At 73.0% G+C, this 19,775-nt stretch carries 16 protein-coding genes, 2 tRNA genes and 1 riboswitch; of the genes, 13 read left to right on the forward strand and 5 right to left on the reverse strand.

The window, feature by feature from the left end; translation table 11 throughout:
• Nucleotides 1-50 precede the first annotated feature (50 nt).
• Complete coding sequence (locus tag ACFYUS_RS16855; protein WP_388851674.1) at nt 51-3,176, forward strand: FG-GAP-like repeat-containing protein; 3,126 nt, start codon at nt 51-53, stop codon at nt 3,174-3,176.
• Between the two features lie 119 nt (nt 3,177-3,295).
• Nucleotides 3,296-3,368 (forward strand) — tRNA-Lys (locus tag ACFYUS_RS16860).
• A gap of 97 nt (nt 3,369-3,465) precedes the next feature.
• Here the strand turns inward: ACFYUS_RS16860 and ACFYUS_RS16865 are convergent.
• From ACFYUS_RS16865 to ACFYUS_RS16880, 4 genes are all read right to left on the reverse strand, one after another.
• The gene (locus ACFYUS_RS16865) at nt 3,466-5,505 is read right to left on the reverse strand and encodes a glycoside hydrolase domain-containing protein (protein WP_388851677.1); all 2,040 of its coding nucleotides are present in this window, start codon (nt 5,503-5,505) and stop codon (nt 3,466-3,468) included.
• Nucleotides 5,506-5,600: 95 nt separating this feature from the next.
• Nucleotides 5,601-7,253: an FG-GAP-like repeat-containing protein gene (locus ACFYUS_RS16870; RefSeq protein WP_388851680.1), complete on the reverse strand. Its 1,653-nt coding sequence runs from the start codon at nt 7,251-7,253 to the stop codon at nt 5,601-5,603.
• An 85-nt stretch (nt 7,254-7,338) separates the two neighbouring features.
• A complete protein-coding gene (locus ACFYUS_RS16875) occupies nt 7,339-7,623 on the reverse strand; it encodes a hypothetical protein (RefSeq protein ID WP_388851683.1) in 285 nt (94 codons plus the stop codon).
• 48 nt (nt 7,624-7,671) lie between these two features.
• A complete protein-coding gene (locus tag ACFYUS_RS16880) occupies nt 7,672-7,941 on the reverse strand; it encodes a hypothetical protein (protein ID WP_388851686.1) in 270 nt (89 codons plus the stop codon).
• Nucleotides 7,942-8,312: 371 nt separating this feature from the next.
• On the opposite strand from ACFYUS_RS16880, the gene ACFYUS_RS16885 reads away from it, so the two are divergent.
• The 3 genes from ACFYUS_RS16885 (at nt 8,313) to ACFYUS_RS16895 (ending at nt 11,487) form a co-directional block, all read left to right on the forward strand.
• Nucleotides 8,313-9,242, forward strand: a complete 930-nt coding sequence (locus ACFYUS_RS16885; RefSeq protein WP_388851688.1) for a LuxR C-terminal-related transcriptional regulator — start codon at nt 8,313-8,315, stop codon at nt 9,240-9,242.
• 308 nt (nt 9,243-9,550) lie between these two features.
• Nucleotides 9,551-10,849, forward strand: a complete 1,299-nt coding sequence (locus ACFYUS_RS16890; protein ID WP_388851806.1) for a diacylglycerol kinase family protein — start codon at nt 9,551-9,553, stop codon at nt 10,847-10,849.
• Between the two features lie 44 nt (nt 10,850-10,893).
• On the forward strand, nt 10,894-11,487 hold the full coding sequence (locus ACFYUS_RS16895; protein ID WP_388851691.1) for a phosphatase PAP2 family protein: 594 nt from the start codon (nt 10,894-10,896) through the stop codon (nt 11,485-11,487).
• Nucleotides 11,488-11,564: 77 nt separating this feature from the next.
• Here ACFYUS_RS16895 and sigJ read toward each other — a convergent pair whose 3' ends face one another.
• The gene (gene sigJ, locus ACFYUS_RS16900; protein WP_388851694.1) at nt 11,565-12,518 is read right to left on the reverse strand and encodes an RNA polymerase sigma factor SigJ; all 954 of its coding nucleotides are present in this window, start codon (nt 12,516-12,518) and stop codon (nt 11,565-11,567) included.
• Between the two features lie 190 nt (nt 12,519-12,708).
• Here sigJ and ACFYUS_RS16905 point away from each other — a divergent pair, with 190 nt between their 5' ends.
• From ACFYUS_RS16905 to ACFYUS_RS16940, 8 genes are all read left to right on the forward strand, one after another.
• Nucleotides 12,709-13,203, forward strand: coding sequence for a rhodanese-like domain-containing protein (locus tag ACFYUS_RS16905; RefSeq protein WP_388851697.1), 495 nt, complete (start codon nt 12,709-12,711; stop codon nt 13,201-13,203).
• A gap of 64 nt (nt 13,204-13,267) precedes the next feature.
• Nucleotides 13,268-13,341, forward strand: a tRNA-Met gene (locus ACFYUS_RS16910).
• Between the two features lie 122 nt (nt 13,342-13,463).
• Complete coding sequence (locus tag ACFYUS_RS16915) at nt 13,464-14,204, forward strand: MerR family transcriptional regulator (protein ID WP_388851699.1); 741 nt, start codon at nt 13,464-13,466, stop codon at nt 14,202-14,204.
• A gap of 87 nt (nt 14,205-14,291) precedes the next feature.
• On the forward strand, nt 14,292-14,669 hold the full coding sequence (locus tag ACFYUS_RS16920; RefSeq protein WP_388851701.1) for a hypothetical protein: 378 nt from the start codon (nt 14,292-14,294) through the stop codon (nt 14,667-14,669).
• A gap of 62 nt (nt 14,670-14,731) precedes the next feature.
• Nucleotides 14,732-15,754, forward strand: coding sequence for a PLP-dependent cysteine synthase family protein (locus ACFYUS_RS16925; protein ID WP_388851704.1), 1,023 nt, complete (start codon nt 14,732-14,734; stop codon nt 15,752-15,754).
• The gene (locus ACFYUS_RS16930) at nt 15,751-16,971 is read left to right on the forward strand and encodes an MFS transporter (protein ID WP_388851707.1); all 1,221 of its coding nucleotides are present in this window, start codon (nt 15,751-15,753) and stop codon (nt 16,969-16,971) included. The genes ACFYUS_RS16925 and ACFYUS_RS16930 overlap by 4 nt, the downstream gene beginning before the upstream one ends.
• Nucleotides 16,972-17,100: 129 nt before the next feature.
• Nucleotides 17,101-18,303 (forward strand): PP2C family protein-serine/threonine phosphatase, encoded by a 1,203-nt coding sequence (locus ACFYUS_RS16935; RefSeq protein ID WP_388851710.1) that lies wholly within the window; start codon nt 17,101-17,103, stop codon nt 18,301-18,303.
• Nucleotides 18,304-18,515: 212 nt separating this feature from the next.
• Nucleotides 18,516-18,680: riboswitch (cyclic di-AMP (ydaO/yuaA leader) on the forward strand.
• 11 nt (nt 18,681-18,691) lie between these two features.
• Nucleotides 18,692-19,774 carry a M23 family metallopeptidase gene (locus ACFYUS_RS16940; protein WP_388851713.1) on the forward strand — a complete coding sequence of 361 codons (1,083 nt, stop codon included), beginning with the start codon at nt 18,692-18,694 and terminating at the stop codon, nt 19,772-19,774.
• The last annotated feature ends 1 nt before the right edge of the window (nt 19,775 follow it).

The following is a 19,775-nucleotide window of genomic DNA, read 5'->3' on the forward strand; positions in this document are numbered from 1 at the left end:
GCTCCTCCCCGCATCCCGCACAGCAGGTTTCCCCGGGGAGGGACCTTTCTTTGACCCGTCACCCAAGCGCGCGGCGACCCCGCGCGCGTACAGCCGTCCTCGCCGCCGCGCTGCTCGCCTCGGGGGTCGGCCTCGCGCCGACCGCGACGGCCGCGCCGGTCGTGGGCATCGACCAGCTGGACATCACGCCGAACTGGCGGACCGTGCCCCGGCAGGAGACCGTCCTCGCGGTGGGGCCCACGGGCTACGCGCACCGCACGGAGGACTCCGACGAGCACAGCGGCGAAGAGCCGCAGTGGACCGACTTCGCGAGCGGCGCCACCGTGCCGCTGGGGTACGGCAGCGGCAACGACTCCTTCGCGGAGCGGGGGACCGGCGGCCCGTACGTCTACCTCCAGCACGGCATCGGCACGCACTACCTCCGTGACGTGCGGACCGGCGAGGAACAGAGCCTGACCATCCCGGAGGACACGGGCTACCGGGGGATCCTCGGCGAGACCCTGCTCTTCCAGCAGTACGAGCCCGGCTCGCAACTCGCCACCACCACCGGGTACTTCCTCCGGCGCGTCGGCGACCCGGACGGGACCACGACCCCCGTCACCGGCTGGCCCGAGGGGGCCGACCTCCACACGGCGCGGCTCGTGGCCGGCGACGCCGCCACGGCGGTGATCCGCTTCAAGAGCTCCGCCTCGGCCCCCACGTACACCGACCTCGGCGTCGTCGACCTGCCGACCGGGAAGATGCGGGTGATCTCCTCGCCCACCCCGTCGGGCGACGTGCTCACCGGGCCGGTCGCGGTGACCCCGGAGCGGATCGCCTGGGTCGACACCGCCCGCACCGTCCACATCCGGCAGCTGGCCGCCCTGGACGGGCCCGAGACGGCCTATCCGCTGCCCGAGGGGCTCTCGGCCCAGCGCATCGGGCTCGTCGGCGACTGGGTCCTCGCGGTCGCCGACGAGCCGGACGCGGACGCGACGCTCCGCCGCCGCCTCGTCGCGCTCTCCCCGACGGGCGAGCAGAACCCGCTCCTGGCGGGGGCCGAGGCGGCGCTCACCCAGATGGGTGATGGTTCCGGCGTGGCGGTGGTCGGCGGCAGCTCCGCCACCGACTGGTCCCTGCTCAAGGCCGTCCCGGGCAAGAGCGGCGGCGTGCCGGTCCTGGAGAAGCTGCGCCGGCTCGAACCGCTCCCGGCGAAGATCGACGCGCTCGCGCTGGGCGCCGGCCGGCTCACCACCCTGGAGTACGACGGCCCGAAGGGGCCCGGCTTCTACGGCCGGACGCTGCCCGTCGGACCGGTCCACACCGGGCAGTCCGCACCGGTGTGGCAGGGCGTCGAGGCGAACGCCGAGTGGAACGGCTCGCCGCTCCTCGACACCGGCGACGGCCGCACGGTCTCCTACCCCCGGATCCCGTACACCCAGCGGGCGGTCATCGCCCGAAGCACCACGGGGAAGACGACCCGCGTCCCCGTCGACGGCGACAGCGACGGCTGGATCGGCGACACCTTCGGCCGCTGGGCGGTCGTCCAGAGCGGGCAGCCGATGTTCCCCGGCGAACTCGCCGCCGACGCCGAGACGATCGTCGTGGACCTGGACGCGTCGAAGATCGTGTCGCGGCAGGAGCAGGCCGCCGCCGCCCTCTGGGGCGACACGCTGTTCACGAGCACGGACACGGACGGCGAGGTCGCCCGCAAGGACCTGGCCACCGGCAAGGTCCTCGGCAAGCTCGCGACCGGCTCCGACTGCCCGCTGACGGAGCTCCAGACCGCGGGCGGGCGCTGGCTCTACTGGGCCTGCGCGCGGTACGCCAAGCAGGGCGTCGTCGACCTGAAGAGCGGCGCCAAGACCGCGCTGCCCCGCTCGTACGGGGAGGGCGGTCTCCTCGGCGACGGCTACTACGTCGACCAGAACAACGCGAACCTCCGGATCACCGACTTCCACACGGGCACGCCGGCGACCCGCACGCTCGTCGACTCGACGCCCGTGTACGGCGCCCGCCGGGTGGCCTGGACCGTCGACCGGTTCGGCGGGGCCGTCGCGTACAAGGACGCCGACAACCGCGTCCACGCGGTGTGGACGGGCGTGCCCGCCTCCGGCCTCACCGCCGCCTCGGCGAGGGTGCCGGCGAGCATGCGGTCGAAGGACGGCTGGAAGGCGTCCTGGTCGCTGTCCAAGCCCGCGTCGATCTGGCAGCTGACGCTGCGGGACGTCTACTCCGGGGCCGTGATCCGCAGCTACGGCGGCGGCGAGACCCGGGGCCGCGTCGACGTCTCCTGGGACGGCCGCGACACGGCGGGGAAGCCCGTCGTGAACGGCCGGTACAGCTGGCACCTGGCGGCGAGCACGGCGGACGGCCAGGGCAGCGACCTGTCCCTCACCGGCACGGTCTCGGTCACCGGCGGCCGCCCGGCGTGGCGGGACCTCGCCGGGAACGACACGCAGGGCGACCTCCTCGTCATGGACACCGCGGGCCTGGTGTCCATGTACAAGGGCAACGGCTACGGCGGCTTCTCGGCCCGGATCGCCGGGACCGGCACCAAGTTCGCGACCTCGTCCGTCCTGGTGCCCTTCGGCGACGTGAACGCCGACGGCTGCGCGGACGTGCTCGTCCGGGTCGGCGACCAGCTGCGGGCCTACCGGCCGGGCTGCGACAAGGTGGTCTCGGCCTCCTCGCCGTACACCCTCGTCGGCTCGGGCTGGGGGCAGTACGACGTCCTCACGTCCCCCGGTGACGTGAACGGCGACGGGTACGCCGACCTGGTCGTTCGTCAGGCGTCGACCGGTGACGTGTACTTCTACGGCGGCACCGCCGACCACCGGCTCAAGGCCCGGGTCCGGATCGGTACCAACTGGAAGCTGTACAAGAAGATCGTCGGTGCCGGCGACCTCAACGGCGACGGCCGCGGCGACCTCCTCGGCATGGACGCCTCCGGTGTCCTGTGGCGCTACTACGGCACCGCGACCGGCGGCGTCACCGCGCGCGTGAAGGTCGGCGGCGGCTGGGGCGTGTACTCCTCCCTCGTCGGCGTCGGCGACATCACCGGCGACGGCTGCGCCGACCTCGCCGCCCGCGACACCACCGGCAAGCTCTTCTCCTACGACAGCACCTGCCGCGGCGCCTACGGCTCCCGCCGCCTCGTCGGCTCCGGCTGGAACACCTTCAAGTCCCTGTTCTGACCCTCCGCCCCACCGCGGGCCCGCCCGACACCGGCCGGGCCCGCGGCGCGGCCGGTGTCGGATACTCGATCGGTTCACGAGCCCTCTCGGGCTATGCTGCTCGGGCGTGCTTGTTCCACGGGCCGTTAGCTCAATTGGCAGAGCAGTGGACTTTTAATCCATTGGTTGTGGGTTCGAGTCCCACACGGCCTACCGGGAGCGGGCGAGGGAAACCCCCTCTGACCTGCTAAGGAGCGCCCCGACCGGTTTCTTCCGGTCGGGGCGCTCCGTCGTTCGGGGGCGTCTCGGGTCAGCCGAAGTAGAGGCGGCCCTGGCCGTCGTTGCCGAGGAAGTTGGTCCAGCCCTGGCTGACGACGGTGCCGCCGTCGAAGTAGGCGCCGTTGTTGTGGTTGGTGCGGATGGCGACGTTGCCGTCGGTGGAGTGGACGATCATGTCGGCTGCGCCGTCGTTGTTGGTGTCGGCGAAGTAGAGGCGGCCCTTGCCGGTGCCGCCGAGGTAGTTGGTCCAGCCCTGGCTGACGACGGTGCCGCCGTCGAAGTAGGCGCCGTTGTTGTGGTTGAGGCGGATGGCGACGTCGCCGTTGGTGGAGTGGACGATCATGTCGGCGGCGCCGTCGTTGTTGGTGTCGGCGAAGTAGAGGCGGCCCTGGCCGTCGTTGCCGAGGTAGTTGGTCCAGCCCTGGGAGACGACGGTGCCGCCGTCGAAGTAGGCGCCGTTGTTGTGGTTGAGGCGGACGGAGACGTTGCCGTCGGGGGACTGGACGATCATGTCGGCGGCTCCGTCGGCGTTGGTGTCGGCGAAGTCGAGGCGGCCCTTGCCGGTGCCGCCGAGGAAGTTGGCCCAGCCCTGGGAGACGACGGTGCCGCCGTCGAAGCCCTTGCCGGCGCCGAGGTTGTGGCGGATGGAGACGTCGCCGTTGGTCTCGTGGACGATGAGGTCGCTCAGGCCGTCGGCGTCGGTGTCGGCGGTGTAGAGGCGGCCCTGGCCGGTGCCGCCGAGGAAGTTGGCCCAGCCCTTGCTGAGGACGGTGCCGCCGTCGAAGTAGCCGCCGGAGTTGACGTTGTTGCGGACGGCGAGGTCGCCGGTGGTGGTCAGGACGGCCATGTCGGCGTTCCCGTCACCGTTGAGGGAGGGCTTGCTCTTGGTGGTGGCGGAGTCGAGCGCGACGTCGAGGTAGTCGCGGTCGATGTTGATCGTCACCCCGCCCCAGGTCTCGGTCACGTTCCCCGAGTACTGGTGCACCCTCTGGTGGTCGGCCCACAGGTTGGCGGGAAGGACCGTGTCGTCGGTGTTCGCGACGCCGTTCCAGTTGGCGTTGAAGATCACGTCCGGGCGGGAGTAGCTGCTGCTCGTCCCGGCCAGGTCGGCCACGCCGGAGGTGGAGCTGCTGTAGACGCCGGACTTGTAGCCCAGCTCGTGCAGCCGGTTGGTCCAGGCGGCCAGGAAGGCGAGGACGTCGGCGCTGCGGGTGGAGGAGTAGCTCTCCATGTCGTAGTAGACGAGGCTGCCCGTGCCGAAGCCGAGCGCCGAGACGTCGTTCACGGCGTCGTCCGCGGCCGCGGCTCCCTGGGAGGCGGGCGAGGTGATGCCGGAGGCCTGGACGCCGACGTAGAGCGGAAGGAACTTCCAGCCCGCGCTCGCCTGCTGGGAGACCCAGGAGGCGGTGAGGTTCGGCTGGGCGCAGCCGCGTTCGGAGCCGCCCACGTAGATGCCGATGGCGCCGTACGGGGAGGAGTTCTTCCACGCCGTCATGGTGGAGGAGCTGGGCGCGGCGCAGGCGTCGAAGCCCTTGCCCGTGTAGTGGGTGGCGGACGCCGGGACCGTCGCGGCCGCGGTCAGCGTCTGCGTCTGCGCGGTCATGGTGGCCGGGCGGGGCTGGGTGGGCAGGCCCGCGTCGGCGAGGATGCCGTTCACCAGGGTGGGGTCGGTGTCATAGGTCGCGGTGACGGTGAGGGTGTCCGCCGCGACGCGCACCTCGCGGTCCAGGGGGGCCCGCTCGGTCCCCTGCCGGTCCGCGCTCGTGCGGGCGGGCTGGGCGAGCAGCGCGTCGGTCTTGCCGGTGATCCCGGAGGGGCAGTTCTGCTCGGTGCCGGGGGTTCCGAGGTAGAGCACGTGGCGGTCGAAGCGTACGCAGGCGGTGGGGTCGGCCTTCAGGTCGACGACGCTCCAGTCGGAGGGGACGCGGAAGGTGTGGCCCTGGTAGGTGACGGCGCGGGACGTCGGCGTTCCGGTGCCGGCCGCGGAAGCCTGGGGGGCCGCGGCGAGGGTGAGGGCGCTGAGGGTGGTGAGGGCGGCCAGGAGGCCGGTGCGGAAGCCCCGCGAGGACATGGCTGATCCTTTGGTCGAGTGGGTGACGGTCAGGGGCGGTTCCCTGCCGCACCGGCGACGACGCGGGGGTCGTCGCCGGTGCGGCAGGTGGCGGGTCAGCCGAAGTAGAGGCGGCCCTGGCCGTCGTTGCCGAGGAAGTTGGTCCAGCCCTGGGAGACGACGGTGCCGCCGTCGAAGTAGGCGCCGTTGTTGTGGTTGGTGCGGATGGCGACGTTGCCGTCGGTGGAGTGGACGATCATGTCGGCTGCGCCGTCGTTGTTGGTGTCGGCGAAGTAGAGGCGGCCCTTGCCGGTGCCGCCGAGGAAGTTGGTCCAGCCCTGGGAGACGACGGTGCCGCCGTCGAAGTAGGCGCCGTTGTTGTGGTTGAGGCGGATGGCGACGTCGCCGTTGGTGGAGTGGACGATCATGTCGGCTGCGCCGTCGTTGTTGGTGTCGGCGAAGTAGAGGCGGCCCTGGCCGTCGTTGCCGAGGTAGTTGCTCCAGCCCTGGGAGACGACGGTGCCGCCGTCGAAGTAGGCGCCGTTGTTGTGGTTGAGGCGGACGGAGACGTTGCCGTCGGGGGACTGGACGATCATGTCGGCGGCGCCGTCGGCGTTGGTGTCGGCGAAGTCGAGGCGGCCCTTGCCGGTGCCGCCGAGGAAGTTGGCCCAGCCCTGGGAGACGACGGTGCCGCCGTCGAAGCCCTTGCCGGCGCCGAGGTTGTGGCGGATGGAGACGTCGCCGTTGGTCTCGTGGACGATGAGGTCGCTCAGGCCGTCGGCGTCGGTGTCGGCGGTGTAGAGGCGGCCCTGGCCGGTGCCGCCGAGGAAGTTGGCCCAGCCCTTGCTGAGGACGGTGCCGCCGTCGAAGTAGCCGCCGGAGTTGACGTTGTTGCGGACGGCGAGGTCGCCGGTGGTGGTCAGGACGGCCATGTCGGCGTTCCCGTCACCGTTGAGGGAGGGCTTGTTGACGCGCTTGTCGATGATGTTCTTGTAGCGGTACGGCTTGAAGCCGTTCGAGGAGAGGTAGCTCGTCGTGTAGTAGCTGCTGTCCTCCCGGGCCGTGGTGCCGGGCCGGGCCTCCTCCTGGATGATCGCCGTCGTGTGTGCGGAGTCCTTCCAGCCCTTGAACAGCACGACGTGGGCGTCGATGTTGTCGAGCATGTCGCCCGGCTTCAGGTCCTCGTAACCGGCGAGCTGGTCGGCGTAGTTGGGGAGGGTCCAGGTCGTCGCGCCGTAGTTGTTGGAGGCGCTCGACGGCAGCCCCCACGCCATCGATATGAACCCGGAGCAGTCCTGCCGGTAGGTGCCGTTGGCGTCCGTGTGGTACGCCGTCTGGCTGTACGGCACCGCCTGGTCGATCCAGCTCTGGGCGCGGCGCATCACCTCGTCGCGGGTGATCGGGTCACCGGGCTGCCAGTCCGCCGCGAGCGTGGCGGACGTCGCCGAGAGGGTCGTCGCCGAGGTGTCCGTGGCGCCGGCCGTCCTGGTGCCGGTCGTGTCCGGGGAGGTCTTCGGGGCCGGGAGCCCGGCGGCCTTGGCGCCGGCCAGGAGCTGCTCGGCGGTGGCGGTGGTCGGGTTGGCGACGGTCGGGGTGAACGCCGTGCTCTTCCCTGTGGGGGCGGCCGCCCGCTTCCCTGGCGAGGTGCTCGTGGTCGTCTTGTGCGGCGCTGCGAACGCGGCCGTGTCGACGGTCAGGGAGAGGCCCGCGGCGGTCAGGGTCGCGAGGGCGAGCGCCAGGCCACGAGAGGTGATGCGGTGCGTGTTCATGACAAGTCTCCTTGAAGGGGGGTGGGGTGGGCGAAAGGCAAGGGGTGAGCACGGAAGGGAGGGGAGCGTGCGGGGAGAGGTGCCGTCAGCTCATGCGGGCGCGCGGGACCACGTGCCAGTCGGCGAAGTCCGGCTCCGCGCGCAGCGCGCGGTCGACCAGCGCTTCCATGGCCGTCGGCACGGCCGTGTCGGTGAGCGGGTGGCGGGTGTGCAGTCCGGCGATGACGTGGCCGGGGCCGCAGCTCACGCTGACGTGCTCCAAGAGGTCCTCAGGGTGTGCCGCTTCGTGCAGCAGGGTGGCGATGCGCCTCGGGGGGAGCCACTCCCGGGGCTCGGCGGGCGAGGTGAGGACGACGAGCGTCAGGTGCATCTCGGCTGACCTGGTGGGGGGTTCGGTCGGGGGGGGCGGTTCGAGGGTTCAGTCCCAGATGAGGCCGTCCTCGGGGGACGTACCGGTGCCGGCGTCGGTGCCGGTTCCGGTGCCGGTTCCGGCGTCGGTTCCGGCGTCGGAGAGGACGCCGATCTGCTGGGGAGCGGTGTCGGACGTGGCCCGTACGGGAGAGTCGACCGCGGCCGTACCGCCCACCGAGGCCGTCCCCAGCGAGAACAGGCATGCCGTCAGCAGGAGGCAGGCGGCCAGGTGCTTCGGCGCGGCGGTGACGGAAGCGGTTCCCCCGGACTGGGACATGACAGACTCCTCGATAACGTGCCACCGATGAGGGGCGTTGGGCGGTGAGTTCGTCCGGGGGGCGTCGTCCCCGGGCAACATCAACGATGCCGGGCGCGGGAGCGGGGGAGAAGCCTTTCAGGGGTGGCGGAAGCGTCCAGGACGCTTTGGGCCATCAGCCGCCGACCCCCCCTTCGCGATCATGGGAACCGGCCGTCCCGCTCCGGAGGCGGCTTCTGCGAAACCCCTTGTGACCTCGGGTTCACGCGCGCATCCTCTAAAACATGCGCACCGAAACTTCACAGGGAGTCCAGGGAGAAAGCGCCGGGGGGGAACGTGAACTCTTCACCCTGCTGGGGCTGGAGAGCAGGCACGAGGCGGTGTACCGAGCGATGCGCGCGCAGCCGGAATGGGGGGTCGCGCAGCTCGCCGAGCATCTGGGGACGCCCGCCGAGGCGATCCGCGCCGCACTCGACGCCCTCTTCGAGCTACGCCTGCTGAGGGAGTCGTTCGAGCGTCCCGGCATGCTGCGCGCGGTCTCTCCGCAGGCCGGCCTCCAGGCCCTGCTCGACCGGCAGCGGGACGATCTGCTCGAACAGCAGAAGCGGATCATCGAGCAGCAGTCGGCCCTCGGTCACCTCGTCGGCCGGCTCTCCTCGTCCGAGGAGGAGTCCGCGCCGGACGCGGAACAGCTCATCGGCCTCGACGCCGTGCAGGAGCGGCTGGAGCGCCTCGCGGAGGAGACGAGGCAGCAGATCCTGACCTTCATGCCCGGCGGGGCGCAGTCCGAGGCGGCGCTGGCCGCCGCCCGGCGCAACGACGCACGTCTCCTGGCGCGCGGCATCCGCGTCCGGACCATCGGGCTCGACTCCGTACGGGAGGACGGTCCGACGCTCGCGTACGCCCGCTGGCTCAGCGGCCACGGGGCCGAGTACCGGACGGCCGCCTCCCTGCCGCCCCGCATGATCCTGGTGGACGACCACGCCGCCCTGGTCCCCCTCGACCCGAAGTCCAGCCGGCGGGGCGCCGTCTACGTCACCCGGCCCGGGGTGGTGGCGGCGCTGCACGCGCTCTTCGACCAGGTGTGGCAGCTGTCGACCCCCTTGGGCGCCGACAGCCGGCCCGAGGCGGACGGGCTCTCCGAGACCGAGGGCGAGCTGCTCAGGCTGGCGGGCGAGGGCCTCACCGACGAGGCGGTGGCGGCACGCATGCACATCTCGCCGCGCACGGCTCGCAGGACGATGGCCGGGCTCATGGAACGGCTCGGTGCGCGGAGCCGCTTCGAGGCCGGCCTCAAGGCCGCCCAGCGCGGGTGGCTGTGACGTCCGCTCCGGGCGGACCGCGGCGGCGCTGACCCCGGTGCCGCTTCCGGCCCCCTTCCGGTACGACCCCGCGCTTTCCTGAGAACCTTCCGTGGATTCCCGATGTCTTGTTCCCCGGGGGCTCCGTGAAGGGCTCCGTGAAGGGCCCCGTCGAGGCTCCGTCCTCCGAACGGGTCCGCCCCGGGGGCGGCGGCGGGGAACGTGGGGAAGCGTGGACGCGGAGTGCGGAGGTGGGGTCGGTGGCGGCGAGAGGTTCCGGTGGTCCGGCGGGGGAGGCCAGGGAGCTGGCCCGGTGGGCGCTGCTCGCCATGGGAGGCGCGGCGGTGGCCCTGCTGGCCACGCTCGGCAGCGGTCTGGTGATCCTGCTGAGCGGGGTCCTGGGGCTCGCGGCGACGGCCGTGGGCGTCTGGTGGTTCCTCGCGCACCGCGGGCCGCTGAGGGTGTCCGGGGCGCTGCTCGCGGTGGCCGCGCCGTTCACGACCCTCGTCCTGTACGTCGCCTGGGGCGTCTGGGTGAACGCCTTCGTGGCGCTGGGCCTGTGGGGCGTGGCGCTGTCCTGTGCGCGGGCCGCCCTGCGCCGCCCGGAGGACGACCGGAAGGCCCTGATGCGGGGCGAGCCGGCCGTACCGCCCCGCCGGCCCGTCCTGATCATGAACCCGAAGTCCGGCGGCGGGAAGGTCGCGCGGTTCGGGCTCGTCGCGCGGGCGGAGGCGCTCGGCGCCCGGGTGATCCTGCTCGACCCGTCGGCCCCGGCCGATGTCGCCGGGCTCGCGCGGAAGGCCGTGGCCGAGGGCGCCGATCTGCTCGGCGTGGCCGGCGGCGACGGCACGCAGGCCCTGGTGGCCGAGGTCGCCGCCGCGCACGACCTGCCGTTCCTGGTGATCTCGGCCGGCACCCGCAACCACTTCGCCCTGGACCTGGGCCTCGACCGCACCGACCCGTCCCGCTGCCTCGACGCGCTCCGCGACGGCGAGGAGCTCCGGGTCGACCTCGGCGACGTCGCCGGGCGCCCCTTCGTCAACACCGTCTCCTTCGGGGTGTACGCGGACGTCGTCCAGCGCCCCGAGTACCGCGACGACAAGGCCGGCACCGCGCTCGACGTCCTGCCCGACCTCCTCCAGGGCGGTCTGGGCGACCGTCTCGACGCGATCGCCGACGCGACCCCGCTCACCGGGCAGCAGGCGCTCCTGGTCAGCAACAACCCGTACGCGGCGCCCGATCCGCTCGGTGCGGTCGCCGCCCGCCGGACCCGTCTCGACGGGGGCGAGCTCGGGGTCATCGGCATCCGCGTGGACGGCGCCGCCCAGGCCGCCGAGCTGGCCGTCCTGGGGAACCGGGCGACCGGTCTGAACGTGCTGACGGCCCACAGGGTGGAGGTCGGGGGCGCCCCCGGCACCGCCATCTCCGTCGCGGTGGACGGCGAGGCGCTGACCCTGCCGACGCCCGTCGTCTGCACCCTGCGCCCGCGCGCCCTGCGGGTCCTCGTGCCCCGCGCCCGCCCGGGCTCGCCGCTGCCCCCGCCGCCCCTGGACTGGAGGCGGCTGACCCGACTGGCCTTCCCCGAGGAGCCGGTGCCGCCCGGTCCGTGGGACCCCCGCGCCTCGTGAACCTCCGTGACCCCCGTACCCCCTGAACCTGCTAGGAGCGGCGCATGACGACCGACACGACGACCGACACGACGACCGGGACCCTCCGGGCGATCCTGCACGACATCCGGGCCGTCGACGGCGCCGTGTACGCGGCCGTGGCGGCCACGCCCACGCCCACGCTCGACACGGCGTTCCGCCGGCTGTCCACGGCGGCGAACCATTCCAAGATCTCGTTCGGCATCGCGGCCGCGCTCGCGCTCGTGCCGGGCCGGCCGCGGCGGGCCGCGCTCGCCGGGGCCGGGGCGATCGCGGTGGCCTCCGCCTCGGCGAACCTCCTGGGCAAGCACCTGGTCCACCGGCCGAGGCCGGACCGGGAGGCGGCCCGGGTGGTGACGGGCCGTCACGTCCGCATGCCGGCCTCGGCCTCGTTCCCCTCCGGGCACACCGCCTCGGCGTTCGCCTTCGCCAGCGCCGTCGGTTCCGTCTTCCCCCCCGCCGCGCTGCCGCTCTGGGCCCTGGCCTGGACCGTGGGCTACTCCCGGGTCCACACCGGCGTGCACTACCCGGGCGACGTCACCGCGGGCGCCCTCCTCGGCGTCGCCAGCGCGGGCGTCTCCCTGGGGGCCGTGAGCTGGTGGGCCGCCAGGGAGGAGTGACCTTCCGCCGAACCCGATCGGCGCGGCCGCGCCGCCCGGGTTCGGTACGCCGCCCGGGTTCGGTGCTCCGTCCGGGCTCAGTACTCCGCGAGGGCCAGGTCCTCCTCCGTGAGGCCGAGCGTGGCCATCCGCTCCGGGTCCGCCAGGATGTGGAGCTCGACGATGCGGTCCTCGACGATCGTGAAGGTCATGATCGAGCCCGGGCGGCCCTTGACGACCGACACGACCGCGGGCTGGCCGTTGGCCACGACCCGCAGCGCGCCCGTGCGGAACTTCGCGTACGTGAGGGCCTGCGCGATGACGGCCTCGGCGCCCCGGACGACCTTGGAGACGGCCGCGAGGGTCCGGCCGCCGTCGGCGCGCAGCACCACGTCCGGGTCGAGGACGGCGAGCAGCCCCTCGAAGTCGCCGCCGTGCGCGGCGGCGAGGAAGGCGTCGGCGATCTCCCGCTGGCGCCGCGCGTCCGGGCCGGGGGCCGGGGTGGCGTCCTGCACGCGGCGGCGGGCGCGGCTGGCGAGCTGGCGGGTGGCGGCGGGGGTGCGGTCCACGATCTTCGCGATCTCGTCGAAGGAGACGGCGAACATGTCGTGCAGCACGAACGCGAGCCGCTCCGCCGGGCCCAGGGTGTCCAGGACGACGAGGAGCGCGAGCCCGACGGACTCGGTGAGCTCGGCGGCCTGCTCGGGGTCGGCGGTGCCGGCGACGCGGACCACCGGGTCGGGGACGTAGTACTCCAGCGGGTCCTCGCGGCGCGAGCCGCGCGAGCGCAGCATGTCGAGGCAGACGCGGCCGACGACCGTGGTCAGCCAGCCGCTGAGGTTCTCCACGCCGCTGACGTCGCTGCGGCTGAGCTTGAACCAGGCCTCCTGGACGGCGTCCTCGGCCTCGCTGAGCGAGCCCAGCATCCGGTAGGCCACCGCCCGCAGATGGCCGCGGTCGGCGTCGAAGCGCCGGGCCAGGGATTCCTTGTCGAGGGTCTGGTTCTGGGTCTCGTGGTCCACTCGTCGATCTCCCCGTTCGCGTCCCGCCATGCCGTGTGCCGTCATGACGGATCAAGTCCCGTAGATGTGACAGCGGAGCGAGCCGGACGGCCCGGTGCCGGTCCCGGTGCGTGAGATCCCCGCCGTCTCGTGGCGAACGCCCGGGTTTCCCCGGCCGAAGCCCCCGACCACCGTGAATCCTCACTTCAGCACGGTGATCTTCGTCCGTAGATTGATCACCATGACGACGACAACGACGCAGGTCAACCCCGTGCTCCGCACCCCGCCGGCCTCCCCCGCGGCCGCGGCCGCCTACTTCTCGGCCAGCCTCGCCTTCCACGCCGACGTCTCCGACGTGGCCTCCGCGCTCGCCACCGCGACCGCCGAGGGCGCCGACCCGGGCTTCGTGGTGCTCGACTCCCGGTCCACCGCCTCCTGGGACCAGGGCCACGTCCCCGGCGCGGTCCACCTGCCGACCGCCCTCATCCCCGAGCAGGCCGAGCGGCTCCTCGACAAGGCCGTCCCCGTCGTCACCTACTGCTGGGGCCCCGGCTGCAACGGCGCCACGCGCGCCGCGCTCGCCCTCGCCGAGCGGGGCTTCCAGGTGAAGGAGATGCTCGGCGGCTTCGAGTACTGGGTGCGCGAGGGCTTCGCGTACGAGACGTGGGAGGGGCCCGCGGAGAAGGCCGCCGACCCGCTGACGGCGCCGGTCGACTCCGACGACTGCGGCTGCTGACGCCGGGCCGGGGGAAACCGATTTCGTGATCGCCCCGGTCATGGCGTAGAGTCTGGTTCACCGACGCGGGGTGGAGCAGCTCGGTAGCTCGCTGGGCTCATAACCCAGAGGTCGCAGGTTCAAATCCTGTCCCCGCTACTCAGTAGCAACGAAGGCCCGGATCCATTCACTGGATCCGGGCCTTCGTCGTGTTCCCGAAAAGTGTTCCCGGATCCCCTTCGCTTGACCTTGACGCAACGTCAAGATCTAGCGTTCTCGGCATGGAGTGGTCGATCCAGGAGATCGCCAAGAAGGCCGGCACCACCAGCCGCACCCTCCGCCACTACGGGGAGCGCGGACTGCTGGAGCCGAGCCGGATCGGCGCGAACGGTTACCGGTACTACGACCAGGCGGCGCTCGTGCGGCTGCAGCGGATCCTGCTGCTGCGCGAGCTGGGGCTCTCGCTGCCCGCCATCGCCGAGGTCCTCGCGGGGCAGCGGGACACGTCCGCCGCCCTGCGCACCCACCTCGCCCTCCTGGAGCAGGAGCGCGAGCGCATCGGACGCCAGATCGCGTCGGTGCGGACCACTCTCCGCAAGACCGAGAAGGGAGAAGAGCTCATGGCCGAGGAAGTGTTCGACGGTTTCGACCACACGCGGTACGAGGAGGAGGTCACCGAGCGCTGGGGCCGCGACGCGTACGAGAAGAGCGACCGCTGGTGGCGCTCGCTCACCGACGCGCAGAAGAAGGCCTTCATGGACGAGCAGGCCGGCATCGCCCGCGACTTCGGGCGGGCCGCCCGGGAGGGCCTGGCCGCCGACGGCGACGAGGTGCAGGCGATCACGCGGCGCCAGGTCGCCTGGCTGTCGGCGACCACGACGCCGAGCAAGGAGTACCTGATCGGTCTCGGGCAGATGTACGTCGACGACCCGCGCTTCACCGCGAACTACGACAAGCACGGTGAGGGCACGGCGATCCTCGTCCGGGACGCGATGAAGGTCTACGCCGAGCGGAACCTTTAGTGATCAGCTGACGGAAGTAAACGGTGGCCAAAACCGTGCCCGCCTCTTTGCGGGCGCGCCGTGTCCCACCGTAGTCTCGCGCGTACCATGAGTGACACGTGTGCGAGCGATGTGAGCCGGCGGGCGCCCGCCGTGCTCGTCCTGCTCGCGCTCCTCACCCTCCTGGTGAGCGTCTGCCACGGCCCCCACGGGCACGCGCTGCCGGTCTCCGGCACCGCGACCTTCTCCGCCCCGGCGCTCCCGCACGGCTGCGACCGGTCCGGGGACGACTGGACCTTCGACGCCCACCTCCCCGCGCAGGCCGCGGCCTCCCAGCCCACGGCGCCCGACGCCGGCGGAGCCGCCGTCCTGCCGTACACGGCGGACCTCCGCACCGATCCCCGCGCGCGCTGCGTCCGCAGCCGGGCGGGCCCCGGCCCCCAGCCGGGAAGACTGCTGATCGCCCTCGGGGTGGACCGGAACTGAGCCGGGTCCCGCACTCACGTGACCAGGCTCCCTTTCGCGTACCCACACCGAGGAAGACCCCCATGACCGCACCACTGATGCTTCCCGTCGAGGGCCAGACCGTCGGCAACACCCCCGTCCTGTGGACGGAGGACGGCTACTGGGCCAAGCTCGAAGGCTTCAACTTCGGCGGGATCAAGGACCGCGCCGCCCTCTACATGGTCGAGCAGGCCCGCCGCCGCGGAGAGCTGCGGCCCGGCGCCCCGATCGTCGAGTCGACCTCCGGGACCCTCGGCCTCGGCCTCGCCCTCGCGGGCGTGCTCCACGGCCACCCCGTGCACGTCGTCACCGACCCCGGCCTCGAACCGATCGTCGAGCGGATGCTCACCGCCCACGGCGCCCGGGTCCACGTCGTCCCCGAGCCCAGCCCGCACGGCGGCTGGCAGCAGGCCCGGATGGACCGGGTCGCCGAACTGCTCACCACCCTCGACGGGGCCTGGTGGCCGAACCAGTACGGGAACCCCGACAACCCCGCCGCCTACACCGGGCTCGCCGCCGAACTCTCCGCGCAGCTCGACCGGATCGACGTCCTCGTCTGCGCCGTCGGCACCGGGGGCCACTCGGCCGGGATCTCCCGGGCCCTGCGCGCCACCAGCAGCCCCGCCCTGGAGCTGGTCGGCGTGGACTCCGTGAACTCCACCGTCTTCGGCCTGCCGGCCGGGGAACGGCTGATGCGCGGCCTCGGCTCCTCCATCCACCCGGGCAACGTGGACCACGGCGCCTTCGACGAGGTCCACTGGGTGGGTCCGGCGGAGGCCGTCCGGGCGGCCCGCCGCCTCGCCTCGCGCCACTTCGCGACCGGCGGCTGGAGCGTCGGCGCGGTCGCCCTCGTCGCCGGCTGGCTGGCCCGCACCCGGCCGCGCGGCACCCGGATCGCGGCCGTCTTCCCGGACGGGCCGCAGCGGTACTTCGACACCGTCTTCAACGACGAGTTCTGCGCGGCGCACGGGCTGCTCGACGGACCCGTCCGGGAGGACCCCGCCGCGTACGTCTCCGACGACACGGTCAGCGGCTGGACGCGCCGGGTCCTGGAGCGGGCCGAGTGACCACGGCGACCGCGCCCGCCAAGGGCGGGGGCGGCATCTGGAAGCAGAGCCGCTCCTTCGATCCGGCCGTACGGCTGCTGTTCCTCAACCAGCTCACCATCAACCTCGGCTTCTACATGCTCATGCCGTACCTGGCCGCGTACCTCGCGGACGGGCTCGGCATGGCGGCCTGGGCCGTCGGGCTCGTCCTCGGCGCCCGGAACCTCTCCCAGCAGGGCATGTTCCTCGTCGGCGGGGCGCTCGCCGACCGGTTCGGCTTCAAGCCGCTCATCGTGGCCGGATGCGCGCTGCGGACCGTCGGCTTCGGGGCGCTCGCCTTCGCGCAGTCGCTGCCGACGCTGATCGCCGCCTCGCTCGCGACCGGCCTCGCGGGGGCGCTCTTCAACCCCGCCGTGCGGGCCTGCCTCGCGGCGGAGGCGGGGGAGGAGCGCCGGGTGGAGGCCTTCGCGCTGTTCAACACGTACTACCAGGCGGGCATCCTGCTCGGGCCGCTCGTCGGGGTGGCCCTGACGGGGGTGTCGTTCCGGCTGACGTGCGTGGTCGCGGCGGTGCTGTTCGCCGGCCTGACCCTCGTCCAGCTCCGGCATCTGCCCGTACAGGTCTCCGAGGCGCCGCGGGAGCAGCGGGGCCAGTTCCGCACGGTGCTCTCCCACCGCACCTTCTGGCTCTTCTCGCTCGCCATGACCGGCTCGTACGTGCTGTCCTTCCAGGTCTATCTGGCGCTGCCGCTCGCGGCCGGCGGGACGGGACGGACGACCGCGCTGTTCGCCGTCTCGGCGCTCGTCGCGCTCGCCGGACAGCTGCGGATCACGGCCTGGTGCCGGCGCCGCCTCAGCCGGGAGCGGTGTCTCGTCCTCGGGCTCGCCCTGATGGGCGGGGCCTTCCTGGTCCCCGCCGCCCTGGGGCGCGGCCTGGCGGCGCTGCTGCTGTGCGCGGCGGTCCTGGCCGTGGCGAACGCGGTGCTCTACCCGTACGAGATGGACACCGTCGTCGCCCTGTCCCGGGGGCGTTGGGTGGCCACCCACTACGGGCTCTACAACACCGTGTGCGGGGTCGGCATCACCCTCGGGAACCTGGGGACGGGCGCGCTCCTCGACGTCACCGGCTGGTCGGCGGCGCCCTGGCTCGTGCTGTGCGCGGTGGGCCTGGTGTGCGCGGCGGCGATGGCGCTGCTCGCCCGGGGCGGCCGGCTGGCGGAGGGGGTGACCGGGGGCTGACCCCGTACGGGGCCGGCCGACCCCGTACGCCAGTCGGCCCCGTGGGAGTCGCCGCCCCGGGCGGCGGCGGCCACCCTGGGAGGGCGCGGTGCGGACCGCGGCCGGGCGGACCGGGCAGGGAGGGCACAGGTGGGGCCAGGAGCGGCGGGCGGCGGGCGGCGGGGCGGGGAACGCCCCGAGTACGGCGGCGCCCGCCGCTTCATCCGCGCCCTCCCCCCGCTGATCATCGCGGGCGGTGTCGTCTTCGACGTGGCGACCCCGCCCGCGTACACGGCGGCGCCGCTCTTCTCCGCCGCCCCGCTGGTCGCGGCGCCCTTCTCCTCCCTGCTCACGACCCTGCTCACCGGGATCGCCGCCGTCCTCGCCTCGATCGGGCTGCACTCCTACAACGGCACCGTCGACGAGATCGCGTCCCTCACCGAGACCCTGACCGTCCTCACGGTCTCCGCGCTCGCCCTCCTCATCAACCAGGTCGTGCGCCGCAGCGGCGAGCGGCTCGCCTCGGCGCGGGTCATCGCGGAGGCCGCGCAGAAGGCGGTGCTGCCGACGCCGGCCGAGCGGATCGGCGGGCTGCAGTGCGCGGCGCGGTACGAGGCGGCGCAGGCCGACGCGTTCATCGGCGGCGACCTGTTCGCCGTCCAGGACACCCCGCACGGGGTGCGGCTCGTGGTCGGGGACGTCCGGGGCAAGGGGATGGAGGCGGTCGAGGCCGTCGCCGTCGTCACCGGCGCCTTCCGGGAGGCGGCCGAGACGGAACGGAGCCTGGAGGGCGTGGCACGGCGCCTGGAGCGGGCGCTGGCCCGGGAGGGCACCCGCCGGGACGACCTCGACTCCTTCGAGGGGTTCACCACCGCCGTCCTGGCCGAGATCCCGCGCGGCGACGGCGGCGGGACCTTCGACGGCTTCGTACGGGTCGTCAACCGCGGGCACCCGCCGCCGCTGATGCTGTACGGGGACGGGCGCCTGGACCTGCTGGAGCCGGGCCAGGCGGCGCTGCCGCTCGGGATGGGCGAACTGGCGGAGTGGCCGGACCGGGTCGAGGCGTGGCCGCTCCCGCCGGGCGCGACGCTGCTCTTCTACACGGACGGCCTCTCGGAGGCGCGGGACGCGCGGGGCGTCTTCTACGATCCGGCGGCGCGCCTCGCCGGGCGGATCTTCCCGGGGCCCGAGGAGCTGCTCGACGCGCTCGTGGACGACGTACGGCTCCACACGGGCGGCGGGTCGACGGACGACATGGCGCTGCTCGCCGTGAGCCGCCCGGCGACGGGGCAGCCGGAGCGGCGCCGGACGATGCCGGTGGTGCCGCCGGGCGGGCCCGGTCACCGGCCGTAGTCGAGGGGTGTCACTGCGATAACAATTGACACAACGTCAGATCGCGGGGGTTTCGCGGAATCCCCCGAAGGCCTTGCTGAAGGGGGGTCAACTCGGGCGATAGCCCCATAATTCAATGAACGATCAAGGAGGACGGCTTGGAATCGGGACCCCCTGTCTATTAACGTTCGATAACGCAGCGCGGTCGTCCCAGCCGTCGCAAGAGGCGGCACCGTGCGCACGCGCCGAATCCTGAAAAGGAACCGGGGAACCACCACTTGGGGTGAATCGGGCCCCTTCGCACCCGTGCGAACCACGCACGCGGGCGGCCGAGCCCGTAGGAGACCTTCCCGCTCCGAACCCGTCAGCTAACCCGGTAGGCGAGACGGAAGGAAAGGAGCGCGCCCCCGTGGCGTCCAACACCCCCGCATCCGAAGCCCCCTTCGACGCCTTCGGTGGTGGTGCGGCTCCCTCCGCCCCGGACACCGAGTGGAACCCCACCGAGGGCTCCCTGCGCTCCGAGAGCCGCTCCGGCGGCCGGCACCGGGTCGTCAAGCAGCGCTCCAACTTCGCCCGCTCCTCCACCGTCCTCGGCGTCGGCGTGATCGCCGCCGTCGGCGCGGGCGGCCTCGCCACCGCGCAGGAGAAGCCCCCGGTGGCGATATCCCTGCCGGACCTCCCGGACCTGAACCTGCCGGACGCCCACGACATCCCCGGCGTCGGCGACCTCCTTCCCGCGGAGGAGAGCGCGCCCGCCGCCCAGGCCGAGGCGAACCCGCTCACCTCCGCCACCTACACCACCACGGCCGAGGAGCAGACCTCCGCCCCCGCCGCGGGCGAGGCCCTGCGCGCCCGCATCCTCCAGCAGGCCGAGCAGCAGCAGGCCTCCGCCGACGCCGCCGAGAAGGCAGCCGTCGAGAAGGCCGCGGCCGAGAAGGCCGCCGCGGAGGCCGCGGCCAAGGAAGCCGCCGCGGAGAAGGCGGCCGCCGAGGCGAAGGCCAAGGCGGAGGCGGAGGCGAAGGCCAAGGCGGAAGCGGAGGCCAAGGCGAAGGCCGAGGCCGCCGAGGCCGAGCGCCTCGCCAAGCTCGCCGCCGAGTACGCGCTGCCGGTCTCCTCGTACACCCTCACCGCCAGCTACATGCAGTCCGGCTCGATGTGGTCCTCCGGCTACCACACCGGCCTCGACTTCGCCGCCCCCACGGGCACCCCGCTCAAGGCGGTCCACGGCGCCACCGTCAAGTCGGCGGGCTGGTCCGGCTCCTACGGCTACCGCATCGTCCTGGAGCTGGAGGACGGCACCGAGGTCTGGTACTGCCACCTCTCGTCCATGCTGGTCAGCGCCGGCCAGACCGTCGGCACCGGCGAGACCATCGGCCGCGTCGGCGCCACCGGCAACGTCACCGGCGCCCACCTCCACATGGAGGTCCACACGCCCGGCGGCGACGGCATCGACCCGGCGGCCTGGCTCCGCTCCAAGGGCCTGAACCCCTGAG

The organism is Streptomyces sp. NPDC004284 (assembly GCF_042874035.1).
Classification (GTDB): domain Bacteria; phylum Actinomycetota; class Actinomycetes; order Streptomycetales; family Streptomycetaceae; genus Streptomyces.

Coding starts and splice junctions, on each gene's coding strand:
- ACFYUS_RS16870 (WP_388851680.1), bottom strand. CDS start 7,253: ATGAACACGCACCGCATCACCTCTCGTGGCCTGGCGCTCGCCCTCGCG.
- ACFYUS_RS16925 (WP_388851704.1), top strand. CDS start 14,732: ATGACCGCACCACTGATGCTTCCCGTCGAGGGCCAGACCGTCGGCAAC.
- sigJ (WP_388851694.1), bottom strand. CDS start 12,518: ATGGCGGGACGCGAACGGGGAGATCGACGAGTGGACCACGAGACCCAG.
- ACFYUS_RS16895 (WP_388851691.1), top strand. CDS start 10,894: ATGACGACCGACACGACGACCGACACGACGACCGGGACCCTCCGGGCG.
- ACFYUS_RS16880 (WP_388851686.1), bottom strand. CDS start 7,941: ATGTCCCAGTCCGGGGGAACCGCTTCCGTCACCGCCGCGCCGAAGCAC.
- ACFYUS_RS16875 (WP_388851683.1), bottom strand. CDS start 7,623: ATGCACCTGACGCTCGTCGTCCTCACCTCGCCCGCCGAGCCCCGGGAG.
- ACFYUS_RS16905 (WP_388851697.1), top strand. CDS start 12,709: ATGACGACGACAACGACGCAGGTCAACCCCGTGCTCCGCACCCCGCCG.
- ACFYUS_RS16865 (WP_388851677.1), bottom strand. CDS start 5,505: ATGTCCTCGCGGGGCTTCCGCACCGGCCTCCTGGCCGCCCTCACCACC.
- ACFYUS_RS16890 (WP_388851806.1), top strand. CDS start 9,551: ATGGGAGGCGCGGCGGTGGCCCTGCTGGCCACGCTCGGCAGCGGTCTG.
- ACFYUS_RS16915 (WP_388851699.1), top strand. CDS start 13,464: ATGGAGTGGTCGATCCAGGAGATCGCCAAGAAGGCCGGCACCACCAGC.
- ACFYUS_RS16885 (WP_388851688.1), top strand. CDS start 8,313: ATGCGCGCGCAGCCGGAATGGGGGGTCGCGCAGCTCGCCGAGCATCTG.
- ACFYUS_RS16920 (WP_388851701.1), top strand. CDS start 14,292: ATGAGTGACACGTGTGCGAGCGATGTGAGCCGGCGGGCGCCCGCCGTG.